This window comes from Bifidobacterium sp. M0404, assembly GCF_016101415.1.
Taxonomy (GTDB): Bacteria; Actinomycetota; Actinomycetes; order Actinomycetales; family Bifidobacteriaceae; genus Bombiscardovia; species Bombiscardovia polysaccharolytica.
Window position 1 is genome coordinate 231,857 of the sequence record NZ_JACFQP010000002.1, and the last position, 16,674, is coordinate 248,530.

A 16,674-nucleotide genomic window follows, 5' to 3' on the forward strand; every position below is an offset into this window, starting at 1 on the left:
CCAGGTTGTCCACGCTGGTTTACTACTGGGATTGCTCTGACTCGGAGTTGCCCTCAGTGGTTCCGCTGTTGCTGCTCTCGGCCTCGCCTCCGTTGCCTGAACCCGAACCACTGCTGGCTCCTGACTCCTCCTGAGGAGTTGTCTGCTGTTGGGTGCGTCGCTGAGGCACATATTCATAGTTGTAGCTACGCCTGGGCGTATAGGAGTAGCTCCGCCTATATCCGGTGCCCCAGCTGCCATCCGGCCCGCCGATCTTGCCATGGTCTTCGGCCGCAGGGAAACGCTCCACTGGGCTGTCGCCCAAGGCCGACTTCATGTACTGGGTGAACAGCGGGACCGGTAAAAACTCATTCTGATAGACTTCGGGCACCTTGAGTGCACTGCCGTCCTGTCCTTGGTTCCAGACAGCGAAGGTGGTCAGAACCGAGGGGGTGAATCCGATGAAGGAGATGGCTGTCTGGTCGTTGGCCGTGCCTGTCTTGCCGGCGATGGGCCTGCCCAGGGAACGCGCATAGGTGGCAGTGCCGTACTGAACTGTGGTGCTCATGGCTTTCTGCAGCAGGGCCACCTGGTCGGCGTTGAAGACCTGATCCGACTGGATCGCAGCCGTGTAGAGCTCCTGATCCTTGGCATCCTTGACCTGTGCCACCAGATGCAGCTTGGGCCGCTTGCCGCCATTGGCCAGCGTGGCATACCCCTGTGTCACGTCATAGACCGAGAGGGCATCCAGGCCCAGGGTGTCGAAGGTGGTCGTGTCGTCGATTTTGCCGGTGATGCCAGCAGTGTGGGCCACCTGGGCGATTTTTTGTGAGGTCACGTGTTCGCCCAGGTCCATGAAGACCGTGTTGACCGATCTGGCGAAGGCCGAATAGAGATTGATGTACCCGTAGCTGACGTTTCCGTCGTTGGCGACGGACTTGCCCACGCTGGAGAAGGTGCGCGGCGAATTGCCGTTGAAGACTGTGTTCAGGTTGACTCCATCCTGGATGGCGGCCAGAAGCGTGTAGGCCTTCATGGTCGAACCCACCTGGTAGGTCGCCTGATCCACGTTGTTGAGCGGGTGGGTCAGGTAGTCGTCACCGGCATACAGGGAGATGATGGCCCCGGTCTTGGGATCGACCGAGAGCCCACCGGTCTGCAGGGTGGGTGGCTGACGCTTGTTGCCTGTAGAAGGGCTCGCCACCTGGAACATCAGATCCTGCTTGTCCTTTTGGATGGTGGTGATGATTCGGTAGCCGCCAGTATCCAGGTCGTCCGCGGTAAAGGGGGCCTTTTTGCCGGTGGACAGCTCATTGCGGACCATGCGCAGCAGGTAGCCGTTGGGCCCCTGATAGACGTTCTGCGGCGAGTACTTGATGGTCTGGGGCATCTGGGCGCCGACCCGGTCCTTGTGGCTGATGTAGTGGTCCTCCTCCATGATGCCCAGCACCCGGTGGAAGCGCGACTCGGCCTGCTTGGGGTTAATAGCCGGATCCCAGGAGGCCGGGGCGGGGATGATGCCGGCCAGCATGGCCGACTCGGGCATGGTCAGATCCTTGGCGTCCTTGCCAAAGTAGTTCTGCGCGGCGGCCTGGATCCCGTAGGCTCCGCGGCCGAAGTAGATGGTGTTCATATAGTTGCACAGGACTGTTTCCTTGCTCTCGGTCCTGGAGATCTTCAAAGAGAGGATGGCCTCGCGCAGCTTGCCTTTGTAGGTGGTGGTCTCACCCAGATAGTAGCGCTCGGCGTACTGCTGGGTGATGGTTGATCCGCCCTGCCGGGTGCCCTTGGTCACGTTGTTGAGCAGGGCCCGGCCGATGCCCTTGAGGTCGATGCCGTTATCCTTATAGAAGGAGCGGTTCTCTGAGGAGACGACCGCGTTTCCTACATACTTGGGCAGGACTGCGCAGTCGATGATCTCCCGGTTCTGGTCGGCGTAAGTGCCGATAGGGGTGGAGCCGTCAGCATAGTAGACCGTGGTCTTTTGTGCCAGGGCCTGCTTCTCCGGCGGGATGATCTCAGTAGTCAGGTATAGGTAGGCGAAAGCTGCTGCCCCGACGACCAGCACCAGTCCCAGCAGACCCAGGGTCCACTTGAGCAGACGATGCGACTTGCGGCGCCGCCTGCGACGAGGTCCGCCGCCCCGGGGATTGCGGTCGGCATGTCGCGAGGTGAGTCTGTCGGCGCGATTGCTGCCACCGCGTGACCCGGACCGGACCCTGCGGGTGGGCGAGGTCGAACTGACTGAACGAGTCTGATTGGCCATGCCAACCACGCTATCCGGCAGGGCTGAAAACTGTTCGACCTAAGGCTGAACGTTCATCATTTTCGTACGTTTGCGCCATCCTTGGAGGTCTGTACTGTCGGCGGGCGCGCATATGAGGCCCATTCCATCATGCTATCTACCGGGAGAAGGTATGCTTAGGTTGGAATAACTCAGTAAATCAGAGGAGTTTGTATGAGCATCCGTGTAGCTATAGCGGGCGTGGGCAACTGCGCTTCCTCGCTGGTACAGGGAGTCGAGTATTACAAGGACGCCAAGGATGATGACAAGATCCCGGGCATCATGCACGCCAATTTCGGCGGCTACCGCATTCGTGACGTGGAGTTCGTGACCGCCTTCGATGTGGATTCACTCAAGGTCGGCAAGGACCTGAGCGAGGCCATCTTTGCCTCGCAAAACAACACCTACAAGTTCTGCGATGTCCCCAACAAGGGCGTGGAAGTCCTGCGCGGGCCGACTGGTGACGGGCTGGGCGAGTACTACAAGAAGATGATCACCGAGTCGGATGCCGAGCCTGTGGATGTGGCCCAGGTCCTGCGCGACAAGAAGGTCGATGTGCTGGTCTCCTACCTGCCCGTTGGCTCTGAGCAGGCCGACAAGGCCTACGCCACCGCCGCCATCGAGGCCGGTTGCGCCTTTGTCAACTGCCTGCCCGTCTTCATCGCTTCCGACCCCGAGTGGGCTCAGAAGTTCCGCGATGCCGGCCTGCCCATCGTGGGCGACGACATCAAGAGCCAGGTGGGCGCCACCATTACCCACAGGGTCATGGCCCGCCTCTTCGAGGATCGCGGCGTGCGTCTGGACCGCACCTACCAGCTGAACGTGGGCGGCAACATGGACTTCATGAACATGCTGCAGCGCACTCGTCTGGAGTCCAAGAAGGTTTCCAAGACCCGTGCAGTCACCTCCATCGTTCCTCACGACATGGATCCCCACAACGTCCACATCGGTCCCTCCGACTATGTGGCCTGGCTGGATGACCGCAAGTTCGCCTTCGTGCGTCTGGAAGGCACCACCTTCGGTGATGTCCCGCTGAACCTGGAGTACAAGCTGGAGGTCTGGGATTCGCCCAACTCGGCCGGCATCGTCATCGACGCCCTGCGTGCCGCCAAGATTGCCCTGGACCGCCACCTGGCCGGCCCGGTGCTGGCACCCAGCTCCTACTTCATGAAGTCCCCTGCTGTCCAGCATGAGGACAACGAGGCCCGCCAGTTGGTCGAGGACTACATCGCCGGCAAGGTGGAGGGTGACGAGAGCGCCCTGGATGCCGATGTCAAGGCCGCCAAGGACAACGGCAAGGATGTCTGGCACGCCTGAGTAGAACTCCGTCAGCTGTCGTCAGGCGCCTGATATGAGCATGTGGCCGGTCCCTCCTTCGGGGGATCGGCCACATGCTGTTTTATATGTATCTTTGCATCCTATATTTAGTTGTATTTAGTTGGCGGCTAGCGGGCACAGTGCCCAATCCGTCAATTGATGCTTTCTGCTGTCAGGCCATGGCCAGATCGAGCACGTTCACTGAGGCCGGATCCAGGCGGACCGTAATTTCACGTCCTTCAGGGATGTCCGAGACATCGACCTGGCGAGCCCTGACCTGGTCCGGGTCGGATCGGGTGTTGCAGGCATGCGGATCCTGTGCTGAAAGGCTCTGCATGCCTGCTGGGAGCACCGGCTCAGGCAGGGTCAGTGTCGCTTCGGCCGAGGAGGCCATGTCGGCGTTGACCAGGTCCACCATGATGTGTCCGTCCTTGATCGAGGCAAAGACGTGCAGGGCAGGGTTGTCGGCCTCCGGCAGGCTCTGGATCGCCCGGGCCCCCTGGTGGCACCGATACATCATGAAGACGTCGTAGTTGGGGGTCAGGATGGTGGCTTCGTCCTCGGTCAGGATCAGCGAGTTGAGGACATTCAGGGTCTGGGCATTGCAGGCCATGGAGACCTTGTCGCACCTGGACTGAAGGATATCCAGCGTCAGGGCCGAGGTGACCGCGTCGCGCATGGTCACCTGCTGCCGGAGCGCCGGACGAGCCGTGAAGGCATCGCCATGCCAGTTGCCCCATTCGCCCATGACCAGATCGACCTTTGTCAGTCTGGAATCCATGGTGCTCTCAGGGTAAGGCATAGTGGCCAGGCAGGCCTGCATCAGGTTCCACTGCTGATCGATGACTTCCCCGAGCTCAAGGGCGCCCTGGATCACCCGATTCCAGCCGTCCTGATCAAAGTGGGTGGAGGTGTCGCCGGGGTGGTCGATGTTCCAGTTGTAGAAGTGAAGGTCGTAGGCGGCGATGGGCGGTTGGCGGTACTGGGCCAGGGCCTGGAAGAAGTCCCTGGTCCAACGCACCCGTTCCATGGGCTTGTTGCCGTCGGGGCCGCAGGCGATGGGCTGGATCATCGGGGGCTGATCCCCGTTTTCTGCGAAAGTGGGCATGGCTGAGGCGAACATCCGATAGCGGTCCGCGTACATGGACGGGGTCATCGTCCCCCCGCCGGCCCAGGGCTCGTTCCCCAGCCCCCAGAACTTCACGCTGTAGGGGGAGGGGTGGCCGTTGGCGGCACGCATGGCTGACATGGCCGTGCCCGATGGGCGGTTGCAGTACTCCATCCAGTCGCGCATCTCGGCTACGGATCCGCTCAGCATGTTCACGTTGATCCAGGGTTCGGCGCCAACGGCCTGGCACAGACGGAGGAATTCGTCGGTGCCGAAGCCATGTCCGTCAGGCTGGTAGGTGCCGAAGTTCTCGTTATATCCCACTGGACGCTGATTGCGTGGCCCGACACCCTGACGCCAGTGGTAGGTGTCGGCGTAGCAGCCTCCGGGCCAACGCAGCAGTGGAGGTTTGAGGGCCTTGAGGGCCTTGAGGGCATCAGTGCGGATGCCGTCGGTGTTGGGGATGGGGGAATCCGTGCCCACCCATAGTCCCTGATCGATGCACTCTCCCAGGAATTCGATGAACTGGCCGTGCAGGTAAGGGCTGATGGTGCCGATAGTCAGGCGTGGGTCGATGTGGATGCTCACTGTTTGGACTCCTTACTTAATGGTGCGGATGCGGCTGATGAAGATGCAGGCCAGCAGCACCAGAATGATGGCGGTGGGGAAGACCAGCTGGTAGGACTTGGTCACTGAGACGATCAGTGAGGTCACCATGGGTCCCACCATCTGGCCCAGGGTGGTAGCGATGTTGAGAATGCCCAGATCCTTGCCCGCCTCCTCGGCATTGGGCAGAACGTCCACATTGAGCGCTTGGTCGACTGACCCGTACATTCCGTAGCCGAAGCCGCCGATGGCGGTGAACAGTATCATGCCCAGGGGGCTGTGGATGATCCAGGGCATGGCGTAGCCCAGGGCCAGAAGCAGGCTGGCGATGACCACGGGCATCTTCCTGCGGCCGATCTTGTCGGAGATCGGGCCAGCACCCAGGGCCGCGACCATGGAGACCACGATCAGTACCAGGGACATAGTTGACATGGTGGCTGCCGAGTCCTTGACGGACTGGCCCATGTAGTCCTGAAGGATGAAGAGTTGGTAGTTGAGGATCATGTAGTAGCTGAACAGGAGCAGGGAACGTCCTACGAAGGCCATCCAGAAGTCGGGCGCGTGACGAGGCGGGCGGAAGGATTCCAGGATGGAGCGCAGGCTGCTGCTCAAAGCGGGCATGTCCTTTGAAGAGGGCTCCTTGGGCCAGATGATTACTGTGACCAGGCCGGCCACGCCCATGACTATGCCGGACATGATCCAGCCTGGAATCTGCATGGTGATGAAGCGGGCGCCGACTAGGGTGCCTAAGGAGTTGCCGACCAGATTGCCCGCCGAGATGAATGCCGACATGGTGGCTCGCTGTGATTCGGGAACACGGTCGGACAGGGAGGCGACCACTGGGGAGATCATCATGTTCAGGCCGACCATGGCCAGGCAGTAGAAGATGCCGATGGCCCAGACGTTGGCAATGACGCCCATGAGGAAGAGCGAGACGCCGGCTATAAGGCCGCCGGAAACGACCCAGGGGGTTCTGCGGCCGAAGATGGACCGGGTCCTGTCGGACAGGTTGCCCACAATCAGGTTGGATACCAGTGAGGTCAGAGCCGTGGTGGCGTTGAAGATCCCGGATATGGCCACCTTGGACCCGGGAGCGATGTCGGTCAGGCGTTGGGGCAACAAGACCGAGGCGACGATGGACAGGGCCATCATCCAGAACAGATTGAAAACGAAGAAGGCAATGCAGTATCGGCTTTTAGCAGCGGTGCCGAGCTCCTGCCCGCCTGCTGAATCGGCTTGTGTCATTATCCGACTCCCTCTCTTTCGGTGCGTCTGTGCACAGTGGGGAAGCGCCGTGCTTCCCGTATTGTTTTATATCTTAAAAATATAAAATAAGCAAGAGAGCAAGTCCTTGCTGGCGGTTCCCATCTTGGCAACGGGCTGTAGAGAGGGGCAATATAGAGCCGTTGGTGGTCTGACGGCCAACGGTATGATGATCCTGATGAGCGATGCGAACAGGAAAACCAGGAACAAGGCTGGCGGAGAGCAGATTATTGGACGCTTTTCACGGCGGCCAATCGGTGCACGCCGGCGGATGACCCCCGACGAGCGTCGCAAGCAGATAGCCCAGGTCGCCGCCCAGATGATCGCCTATTACGGTACATACGGCGTCTCCATGCAGGCCATCGCGGATGCCGTTGGCCTGACCCTGCCAGGGTTACGTCATTATGCCCGCACGCGTGAGGAGCTCCTCTCCTTGGTCATCCAGGTCTACTACGACCAGGGTTCCTTCACTTTTGGATCCAAGCCCGGCGAGCGTGATGAGCTGGCCATTGGTCTAGACCAGGAGGGGCATTCCCTCTATTCGCTGCCGGGTTATCTGCGTCGCCTGGTCGAGGAGAATGCCGAGCGCATGGTCCTGGTCATGCTCTTCATGCATTTGGCTGTGGAGGCTCACGATCCAGCTCATCCTGCGCATGAATACTACAGCGATCGCCATGCCCGGATGATCGACTTCATGGACGGGATCCGCTGGAAGCTGCCTGAGCCCTATCGGGATCGGTCGTCCTTCCATCGGCTGATCAGAACCGTCTATTGCACCATGGACGGTGTGCAGATTCAGGCGCTGACCAATCCCGACGACGACATGATCGCCCTGTGGGCAAAGGCGGAGCCCATCCTCTTCCCATCACCCCAGTGGGATGATTACCGTTAGAAGGCGAACGGGGGTTCAACTCAGGTTTCAGTCCTTGGCGTGGCCTACCAGGGGAGCGATCCGCTTGTCCCAGGCGTCCAGGGCTGAATTGATGACCTGGTGCATGTCGTAGTAAGCGTAGGTGCCCAGGCGGCCGCCGAAGACCACCTTCGGCTGCTGGGCGGCCAGTTGTTTGTACTGGGTATAGAGGGCCCGGTCGTCGCTGGTGTTGATGGGGTAGTAGGGCTCGTCGCCTTTGCCGGCGAATCTGCTGTACTCTTCCCAGACCACGGTGCGCTCATGGTTCTGCCGGTCGTAACGCTCAGGGTTGAAATTCTTGAACTCGATGGCGCGGGTGTAGGGCACGTCAGGATCGGAGAAGTTCATGACCGGGCAGCCGAAGTGGTCGTCTTCGTCGTAGCGGCGCTCCTTGAAGTCCACGGTCCGCCACTTGAGCTCGCCCAGACGGTAGTCGAAGTAGCGGTCGACCGGTCCGGTGTAGACCACGGGGACCTGGCCCACCAAAGCATCCCGGTTCCAGGGCTGGGAGTTGTCGAAGAAGTCGGTCTTCAGGCTCACCTGGATGCGCGGGTCGTCTATCATCCTCTCGAACCAGGCCGTGTAACCGTCCTTGGGCAGGCCCTCCCAGGTGTCCTTGAAGTAGTGGTTGTCGTAATTGAATCGCACCGGGAGCCGTTTGATGATTGAAGCCGGCAACTGAGAGGGGTCGGTCTGCCACTGCTTGGCCGTGTAGTTCTTGATGAAGGCCTCATACAGAGGCCGGCCAATCAGGGAGATGCCCTGGTCGTTCAGGTTGCCCGGGTCGGTCCCGGCCAGTTCACCAGCCTGTTCGCGGATCAGTTCACGGGCCTGCTGGGGGGTGTAGTGGGCGTGGAAGAACTGGTTGATGGTGCCCAGGTTGATGGGCAGGGGGTAGACCTCGCCCTTGTGGGTGGTGTAGACCCGGTGGGTGTAGTCGGTGAATTCGGTGAAGCGATTGACGTACTCCCAGACCTTGCGATTGGAGGTGTGGAAGAGGTGGGCCCCATACTTGTGGATCTCGGCCCCGGTCTCCTCGTCCATATAGGAGTAGGCGTTGCCCCCGATGTGGTCGCGCACGTCGATGATCCGTACCCGGGCCCCGCTGTGCTCGACCGCCTGCTGGGCCACGGTCAGACCGAACAGGCCAGCGCCCACAATCACCAAATCAGCATCCATGTCAGCCATTCGTCTTCAGCCATCCATCCCTTGTCGCTGTGATGCCGGGCTCTCTACTGTCTACCGCCAGGGTCCGGCACGATCCGTGATCAACCGCTGGAGTACGGCGATCCTGTTGCCTACATGCTAGCGGACAGGTCTGGTCAGGGAAGCGGCGGGCAGCAATATCGACTGAATACGCACCTGGTGTCGATGGGTCGGCGCTTGTCAGTGGACAAGTGGAGCCTGTCTGCTATCATGGTGACTTGCTCTCACGTGGCGTTATGTCACCCAATCCCCCCAGGGCAGGAATGCAGCAAGGGTAAGTGGCCTCTGGCGGGTGCGTGGGAGTTTTCCATATTTCGCCCTGACTGAACCGGTTGGAGTCGTGAAGGGAGCGCATTCGTCGGACGGGGTGTCGGATGTCGACCCAGGGGTTGGATAGAGTCTAGAGGTATGACCAACAAGCGCAAGCAGGGCGAAGTACAGCAAGCCTGGTACCGGGACCCGAATGAGCAGACCGAAGCGGTCAGCAGTCATGTTGACCGGGATCCCTTGATGTCTCGCCCCCGGATTTCAGCCTTGGTTTTGTGCCTGGTTGCCGGCCTGGCCTGCCTGGGTCTGGCGGCTTTGGTCTGGTGGGCGGCTGTCTGGACTGTTCCCGGGCAGACCTATGACGACATGGCCCTGACCAACTTCCGTGGCTTCCTTGACCAGGCACCACTTGTCAAGGCTTATCTGGGACTGTTCACCATTCCTTTTGTGACTGTGGCGATCTGCGTAGTGCTGGGCCTTGTCGCCCTGGTGGTGGTTCTAGTGCGACGCCGGTGGTGGCTGCTTGGCCAGGTTGCTGTTTATGCATTGGTGGTCTACGGGGCGGCGCGCATTCTCAAACGTTACCTGCCTCGCCCTGTGCTGATCCACGTTCAGGCTTCCGCTGCCAATTCAGCCCCCTCGGGACACACCATCCTCGCTCTCGCGGTGGTCCTGGCCCTGCTCTGTGTGGTGCCCCGGGTTTGGAGGGCCTTTGTTGCCTTGGTGGGATTCGCCTTTGACCTGTCCGTGGGCTGCTCGCTGGTGCAGGGTGGGTGGCATCGCCCTTCAGACGTGGTCATGGGCATTCTCATTCCTACCGGTCTCTGTCTTATTGCACTGGCCGCCACTCGGGGGACCGGGATGGATGTTCCTGGGACCAGGATGTCCTCGGCTTCGATTCAGATTGTCTCCACCCTGATGCTGGTAGCTGGGTTCCTAGGGATTATTTACGCCTGCTATGTCATCTGGCAGGTCAGCCCTGGTCTGGAGATCGGTGCCCGGTGGACGGCCTATGGGGTTCACTGCTCAGCGGTCATACTGATGGCCTCGGTTCTGTCTCTGACCCTGGGTCTGGTTCTGGCGATGAGGCAGATTACGGCCTCGCCTCTGACCAGGATGGGCCTTGTCGGTCGGCCCCCGGCTCCGCCTAAAAATGACTGAGGTCGAACTCTGGGCGTACTGAACGTCTCTGATTCATCCACCATCAGTCCTAGGGTTTCACGCCCGTGCACATGACCCCTTGATTTGCATGGTTACGGAACCCCGTGAGTAAGATGGCGTGCGAAAGACAACAATATAAGGAGAGGCCATGGCATCCGGCAATAAGCTCGTCATTGTTGAGTCGCCAACCAAGGCAAAGAAGATCGGCGGGTACCTGGGCAAGGGCTACACGGTCATGGCCTCGGTGGGCCATATCCGTGACCTGGCCCAGCCATCGCAGATCCCGGCCTCCCAGAAGAAGGCCTACGGCAAGTTCGGCGTAGACGTGAATGATGGCTTCAAGCCCTACTACATCGTGGACGATAAAAAGAAACACACGGTCTCCGAGCTCAAGAAGGCGCTGAAGAACGCCGACGAGCTTTATCTGGCCACTGATGAGGATCGGGAGGGGGAGGCCATCGCCTGGCATCTGGTCCAGACCCTTAAACCCAAGGTTCCGGTAAAGCGCATGGTCTTTCACGAGATCACCCCAGAGGCCATCAAGAATTCGCTCAAGCACACCAGGGACGTGGATGCCCACATGGTCGATGCCCAGGAGACCCGCAGGGTGCTGGATCGCCTCTATGGCTACGAGCTTTCACCGGTGCTCTGGCGCAAGGTGGGTCCGGGACTGAGCGCAGGGCGTGTCCAGTCTGTGGCGACTCGGCTGATTGTGGAGCGCGAGCGTGAGCGCATGGCCTTCGTCAAGGCCTCCTACTGGGATCTGCTGGCGCGTCTGGTGCAGGAGGATGCCGGGCAATCGGCGTCGTCGAGTGGTTTTCAGGCGCGGATGATTAGCCTAGGAGAGCAGAGGCTGGCGGTTTCCAAGGACTTCACCTCCAAGGGTCAGCTGACGGAAGCGGCTGCCAAGGAGCAGGTCCTGCAGCTGGATGAGCAGCATGCCCGAAACCTAGCTGAGACGCTGAAGGATCAGGACTTCACAGTGACGGGCATGGAGACCAAGCCTCACCGTCGGCGTCCTCAGCCCCCCTTCACCACGTCTACCCTGCAGCAGACGGCCGGCAATCGGTTAGGTATGAGTTCACGCGCCACCATGCGGGCTGCCCAGGGGCTCTATGAGAACGGGTTCATCACCTACATGCGTACCGATTCGGTCACTCTCTCCCAGGAGGCCATCGCTGCTGCCCGCAAGGGGGTTGAGCGTGAGTATGGGGCCGAATACCTTTCGGCCGAGTCCAAACAGTATGTGACCAAGACTGCTGGCGCCCAGGAGGCCCACGAGTGCATTCGGCCCGCCGGTTCCACCTTCCACAGGCCTCAGGATCTTGCCGACCGTCTGGCCCCTGACCAGCTCAAGCTCTACACCCTGATCTGGCGGCGCACCCTGGCTTCGCAGATGGCCGACGCCACCGGGTCCACAGCCACTATCCACCTGTCGGCGCAGGCTGGCAAGGAGGGTATGGCCCTCTTCCAGGCTTCAGGTACTGTCATCAAGTTCCCCGGGTTCCTCAAGGCCATGGGTGGCGGTGCAGGCTCTGAGCAGAACGATGAGGATTCTTCCCTGCCTCCGGTCCAGCAGGGTGACGTGCTTCGTGCTGCCTCTGTCGATTCCGAGGGCCATGAGACCCAGCCGCCTGCACGTTATACTGAGGCCTCTCTGGTCAAGACCCTGGAGGCCAAGGAGATTGGCAGGCCTTCCACCTATGCCAGCATCATTTCGACCATCATCGACCGCGGATACGTCTACGAGCGCGGCCGTGCACTGATTCCCTCCTGGTTGGCCTTTTCGGTAGTCAGATTGTTGGAGACCAATTTCCCCAAGTACGTGGATTACCAGTTCACGGCGCAGATGGAGAACGGCCTGGATATGATCGCCCATGGCAAGGAACGAGGCAAGGACTGGCTGACCCGGTTCTACTTCGGTTCGGGCCCGGGCGCTGCCCAAAACGCTGACCAGGCCCATCAGGGCCTACAGGAGCAGGTGGCTCAGCTGGGAGACATCGACGCCCGCAAAATCAATACCATCGAGATCGGTGATGGCCTGCAGGTGAGGGTCGGTCGCTACGGTCCCTATCTTGAGGATACGGCCGACCTGGATGCCGACGGAAACCCCAAGCGAGCCTCGTTGCCGCCCACCATGGCTCCGGATGAGCTGACAGTGGCGGCGGGTCATGAGCTGATTGCCGCAAATGCCGGCGGTCCCCGTCAGCTGGGAAAGGATCCGCAGACAGGCGGTCGGGTCGAGGTGCGCAAAGGTAGATTCGGTCCCTATGTGGCCCTGATCAGCCCTGAAGAGGAAGCAGCAGAGCAGAAAAAGCCGACTGGCAAGACTGCACGGACGGCCAAGCAGACTGGTCCTAAGCCCAAGATGGCTTCGCTATTCAAGACCATGGATCCAGACACGGTCACCCTGGAGGATGCTCTGAAGCTGCTCAGCCTGCCTAGGACGGTGGGCAGCATCGAACTGACCGATGCCAAGACGGGAGAAACCAGCCAAGCCACCGTCACGGCCAGCAACGGCCGTTACGGCCCCTATCTGACGGCCACTAAGGCCGACGGTGGCACCGAGACGCGTTCGCTGACCGACGAGGGGCAGATTTTTACTATCGACCAGGCCGGGGCCAAGGTCCTCTTCGACCAGCCTAAGTACGGACGACGTTCCCGGAGCGCTGCCAAGCCTCCTCTCCGTGAGCTGGGTACGGACCCTGACAGCGGCAAACCCGTCACCATCAAGGATGGGTTCTACGGTGTCTACATTACCGACGGGCAGACCAACAGAACCCTGCCCAAGCAGTACACGGCCCAGTCCATCGAGCCGGAGGTGGCCTTCCGCCTGCTGGCAGAGAAGCGCGCGGCCGGACCCACCAAGAGGCGTGGCAGGACCACCCGCAAGTCGACTGCACGAAGGTCGGCGTCCAGCAAAACTACGGCTGGCAAGTCGGCTACCCGCGCTCGCAAAACCACAAAGAAGACAAAGACTTCCAAGACTTCCAAAAATACGGAGCGTCAGGCATGAGCGATGGTTTGTTCATTTCCTTCGAGGGCGTGGATGGTGTAGGCAAAACCACCCAGGTCCAACAAGCACACAACTATCTGCAGGAGCGTGGCTTGCGATCTCTGGTCACCCGCGAGCCAGGTGGTACCCCCGTCGGATTGACCATACGGGAACTCGTTCTGCATGGATTGGCCGCTTTCCCCTCGGTTGCCGTGACCGGAGGTACCGATGTGGTTGACGCCTCCGACGATCTTGCCCCCAGGACCGAGGCCCTGCTCTATGCGGCGGACCGGGCTGAGCATGTAGCCCAGGTGGTGCGTCCGGCTCTGGAACGCGGAGACATTGTGCTCTGCGACCGTTACTTGGATTCCTCATTGGCTTATCAGGCCGGAGGCCGTGATCTGTCAGTGGATGTGATTCGTCGGTTGAGTCTGTGGGCCAGTCAGGACCTTCTGCCCAAGCGCACCTACCTGCTGGACGCGGATCCGTCACAGTCCAAGTCGCGTCTGGATCATGAGCCCGATCGGTTGGAATCGGCTGGCGACGACTTTCAACAGCATGTGCGTCAGGCATTCCTGCAATTGGCGCAGAGGGAACCCGACCGGTTCCTGGTTATCGACGCCACCCAGTCCATCGAGCAGGTCTGGCAGATCATCCAAGACGATTTGGACAAGTTAGTCGAAGGGCGCGAGCCAGATCTGCCGCAGGTCGGCGATGATCTTCCAGATGTCGATGATGAGAATGATGACACTGGTGCTCAGGACGATGCCGACAAGGATGAATCGGCTGCAGGATATGAGGACGATGAGCAGGCTACCGAGACGGATTGGACTGAGTCTGCGGATACGTCTGATCAGGATGACCGGTCCATGGAGGCAGGAACAGCCGGCGGGGATGCTGACGACGATTCGGTTCCTGTGGGTTCCCGCGCTCGCTGGCTGCTCCGGCCCCGGCTCTTGCGGAAGACCCGATGAGCGTCTGGGATGCCATTGTGGGTCAGCAGCCCACGGTCGATTTGCTCAAGCGGACGGTGGCCGCTCAGGCGCAGGGGCATGACGAGGTTGCGCAATCCTGGCTGATTTGTGGTCCTCCAGGATCAGGGCGATCCAATCTGGCTCGAGCTTTCGCGGCGGCTCTGATCAGTCCTGACCAGGGATTGAGCGATCAGCCCACCCGCGTCACTCAGCAGGTCTTGGCCGGAACCCATCCGGATGTGACCGTACTATCAACCAATAAAGTCACCATCGGTATCAACGAGGTCAGGGATCTGATCATGACCTCGGAGCAGATGCCCTCAACCTCACGCTGGCGGGTCATCATCATTGAAGATGTGGACCGGATGCTGGAGCGAACTACCAATGTGTTGCTCAAGGAGATCGAGGAGCCGGCCGAGCATACCATCTGGCTTCTGTGCGCACCCAGCGCCCAGGATGTGCTGCCCACCATCCGCTCACGGACGAGGGTGCTCAACCTAGCGGTGCCATCCAACACCGCAGTGGCGAATTTCCTGACTGATCAGGTGGGGGTGGACCGGCCTCTGGCCGCCAAGGCCGCTCGTCTGGCTCAGGGACACATCGGCATCGCCCGTCTCTACGCCACCAGGGATCAGGTCCTGGCTGACCGTGACGAGCTGGTGGTGGGTCTGCTGGGGCTGCGGCGTGCTTCGGATGCTGTGATTCTGGCTGGCCGGGTGGTTGATGCGGCCCGGGATCAAGCCACCGCCACCGTGGACGATGAGGTGGCCAGGGACGAGCGGGAGTTTCGGCAGATCAACGGTCTCAGGGACAAGGAACGCATTCCCCGGCAGTTGCGTGGAGCCTACCATGCATTGGGGGGCAAGGATCAGGTCCGCCGACGGGTTACCAGACTGACCCGGGACGTGCTGGACCGCAACCTGAGTACCCTGGCCAGCGTTTACCGGGATGTGGGCGTCCTGCAGAACGGCGCCGAAGAGAAGGCTGGCCTGGTCAATTTGGAGAATCGGGCGGCTATTGCTGATCTGTCCGTCAGACTCTCCAGACAGGGGGCCATTGACCGTATTCAGCTGATCGCCCGAGCTCGCAGGAGGCTGGCTGCCAACGGTTCGCCGCTCCTGGTCTTCGAGGCGCTCTTCTGTACCCTGCTGGTCTGAGTACGAACCTAACTGTTTATCAGGCGAAAGTGCCCGGCGAGGTCATGTCGCTGCTGCCAATTCTTGGCGACCAGGTCGATTCCCTACATTCCAGCGCTGGCGGCAGAGCCACGTGAGAGGGCAGAATGGACTGTCCCTTGGCGTCGACCAGCCGCAGTGCCTCCTGGACAATGTCATTCAGGGGAGCCTTGACTGCGGTCAAGGTCGGACTGCTGATCAGACAGGCTGGGCTGTCCACGAAGGCGGCCACCTTGACTTGGTCGGGAACCTGGAACCCCAGTTGGTCACAGGCCATCAGAGCGCCCAGGGCCAGCGAGTCGTCCCCGCAGATGATGGCATCGGGACGGTCGTTTCCCTCAGCGAGTATGGTCATGACGGCATCATGGCCGCGGCGCATGCTGCAGGGGCCGAACTGGATCCAGTCCGGCTGAGGCGTCATCCCTAGGGTGTTGGTCAGAGTGGAGAAGGTCGTAAAGAGCTCAGTGGCCGCACTGGTGTTCAGTTCACGGCTTAGATAGGCCACCGAATGCGCGTTCTGCTCGGCCAGGTGGGCGATGATCAGCCGCATGGAGGCCGCCTGGTCCATGCCGACCCAGCTGGTGTGGTAGGAGAGCGGTCTGCCGCCGACCTGGACGATGGGCAGTCCGGACGGCAGGTCGACGGGCATACCGACCGGATCGTCGTCCAGCGAAGGAACGATGATGATTCCTTCGACTTGTCGGGCTGCCATGGACCTGATGGCCGCCTCTCGTTCCTGATCGCTCCTGACGGATATGACCAGCAAATAGCGGCCCTGTTCTGTCAGCCTCCTGCTGAGCAGATCCAGGATGGACCCGTCTATGCCCGTGGAAGTGCCGCACAGGATCAGCCCTATGGTTCTGCTGCGGTCTGATCGGAGGGTGCTGGCAGCGAAGTTGGCCGAGTAGTTGAGCTTTTCGGCAGCAGCTCTGACCCTGCGGCTGATGTCGTCGTTCTTGCGTCTATGACCGGAAAGGACGCGGGACACGGTCGCTGTCGAAACTCCGGCCAGGGCTGCGACGTTGGCAATGGAAGGCTTATTGTCCGCCGTGTGTCCCATCGTTTCCCTCGAAGGCTCTTTCCGTCGATGTCGGCTACAGCTAGCGGCGGGTCACTCGGCCTGGGTCAGCTTAGTGACCAGGGAGTCGGCTACGGACTCGGCTTCGTCGCCCTCGACAGTCACAGTGACCTTGTCGCCCTTAGCGATGCCCAGGCTCATGACCATCAGAATGCTACCGGCGTCTACGGGATTGCCCTCGCCCTTGGCTATGGTGACCTTGCAACCGCTGGATGCGGCGGCCTGCGAGAATTCCGAAGCAGGCCTGGCATGGATGCCGACCGGGTCGGTGATGACAGTGGAACGTTGCGCTGTTGCCATGGTGATTATCTCTCCTGAATATATGGCCGATCTTGTCGAACCGGCATGTCT

Annotated in this window: 11 protein-coding genes, 1 other RNA gene and 1 pseudogene; 7 read left to right on the forward strand and 6 right to left on the reverse strand. The window is 60.7% G+C overall.

Translation table 11 applies throughout. The features are described from left to right. Positions 1–22 precede the first annotated feature (22 nt). Entirely contained in the window at positions 23–2,245 is a 2,223-nt protein-coding gene (locus H3T93_RS05060; RefSeq protein WP_144177767.1) for a transglycosylase domain-containing protein, read from the reverse strand. Positions 2,246–2,437: 192 nt separating this feature from the next. Here H3T93_RS05060 and H3T93_RS05065 point away from each other — a divergent pair, with 192 nt between their 5' ends. After that, positions 2,438–3,580, forward strand: a complete 1,143-nt coding sequence (locus H3T93_RS05065; protein ID WP_121912898.1) for an inositol-3-phosphate synthase — start codon at positions 2,438–2,440, stop codon at positions 3,578–3,580. 172 nt (positions 3,581–3,752) lie between these two features. On the opposite strand, the gene H3T93_RS05070 is transcribed toward H3T93_RS05065, so the two are convergent. After that, positions 3,753–5,276, reverse strand: a complete 1,524-nt coding sequence (locus H3T93_RS05070) for an alpha-N-arabinofuranosidase (protein WP_144177766.1) — start codon at positions 5,274–5,276, stop codon at positions 3,753–3,755. A gap of 12 nt (positions 5,277–5,288) precedes the next feature. Further along, on the reverse strand, positions 5,289–6,539 hold the full coding sequence (locus tag H3T93_RS05075) for an MFS transporter (protein WP_144177765.1): 1,251 nt from the start codon (positions 6,537–6,539) through the stop codon (positions 5,289–5,291). 196 nt (positions 6,540–6,735) lie between these two features. Between H3T93_RS05075 and H3T93_RS05080 the strand changes: the two genes are divergently transcribed. Beyond that, entirely contained in the window at positions 6,736–7,449 is a 714-nt protein-coding gene (locus H3T93_RS05080) for a TetR/AcrR family transcriptional regulator (protein ID WP_186363937.1), read from the forward strand. Between the two features lie 27 nt (positions 7,450–7,476). Here the strand turns inward: H3T93_RS05080 and glf are convergent, their stop codons facing one another. After that, on the reverse strand, positions 7,477–8,655 hold the full coding sequence (glf, locus tag H3T93_RS05085) for a UDP-galactopyranose mutase (RefSeq protein WP_121912902.1): 1,179 nt from the start codon (positions 8,653–8,655) through the stop codon (positions 7,477–7,479). A gap of 236 nt (positions 8,656–8,891) precedes the next feature. On the opposite strand from glf, the gene ffs reads away from it, so the two are divergent. From ffs to H3T93_RS05110, 5 genes and pseudogenes are all read left to right on the forward strand, one after another. After that, positions 8,892–8,982: signal recognition particle sRNA small type (gene ffs / locus H3T93_RS05090), an RNA gene on the forward strand. A gap of 99 nt (positions 8,983–9,081) precedes the next feature. Continuing rightward, positions 9,082–10,101 (forward strand): phosphatase PAP2 family protein, encoded by a 1,020-nt coding sequence (locus tag H3T93_RS05095; RefSeq protein WP_144177762.1) that lies wholly within the window; start codon positions 9,082–9,084, stop codon positions 10,099–10,101. 148 nt (positions 10,102–10,249) lie between these two features. Next, entirely contained in the window at positions 10,250–13,117 is a 2,868-nt protein-coding gene (topA, locus tag H3T93_RS05100; RefSeq protein ID WP_144177761.1) for a type I DNA topoisomerase, read from the forward strand. Then, positions 13,114–13,767, forward strand: a pseudogene (gene tmk, locus H3T93_RS05105) (dTMP kinase); the annotation flags it as partial. The gene topA and the pseudogene tmk, both read left to right, overlap by 4 nt. Positions 13,768–14,066: 299 nt before the next feature. Next, a complete protein-coding gene (locus H3T93_RS05110) occupies positions 14,067–15,227 on the forward strand; it encodes a DNA polymerase III subunit delta' (RefSeq protein ID WP_144177759.1) in 1,161 nt (386 codons plus the stop codon). Between the two features lie 19 nt (positions 15,228–15,246). Here H3T93_RS05110 and H3T93_RS05115 read toward each other — a convergent pair whose 3' ends face one another. Together H3T93_RS05115 and H3T93_RS05120 are read right to left on the reverse strand one after the other, a co-directional pair. After that, complete coding sequence (locus H3T93_RS05115; protein WP_144177758.1) at positions 15,247–16,305, reverse strand: LacI family DNA-binding transcriptional regulator; 1,059 nt, start codon at positions 16,303–16,305, stop codon at positions 15,247–15,249. A gap of 51 nt (positions 16,306–16,356) precedes the next feature. After that, positions 16,357–16,623, reverse strand: coding sequence for an HPr family phosphocarrier protein (locus H3T93_RS05120; protein ID WP_121912993.1), 267 nt, complete (start codon positions 16,621–16,623; stop codon positions 16,357–16,359). Positions 16,624–16,674 lie beyond the last annotated feature (51 nt).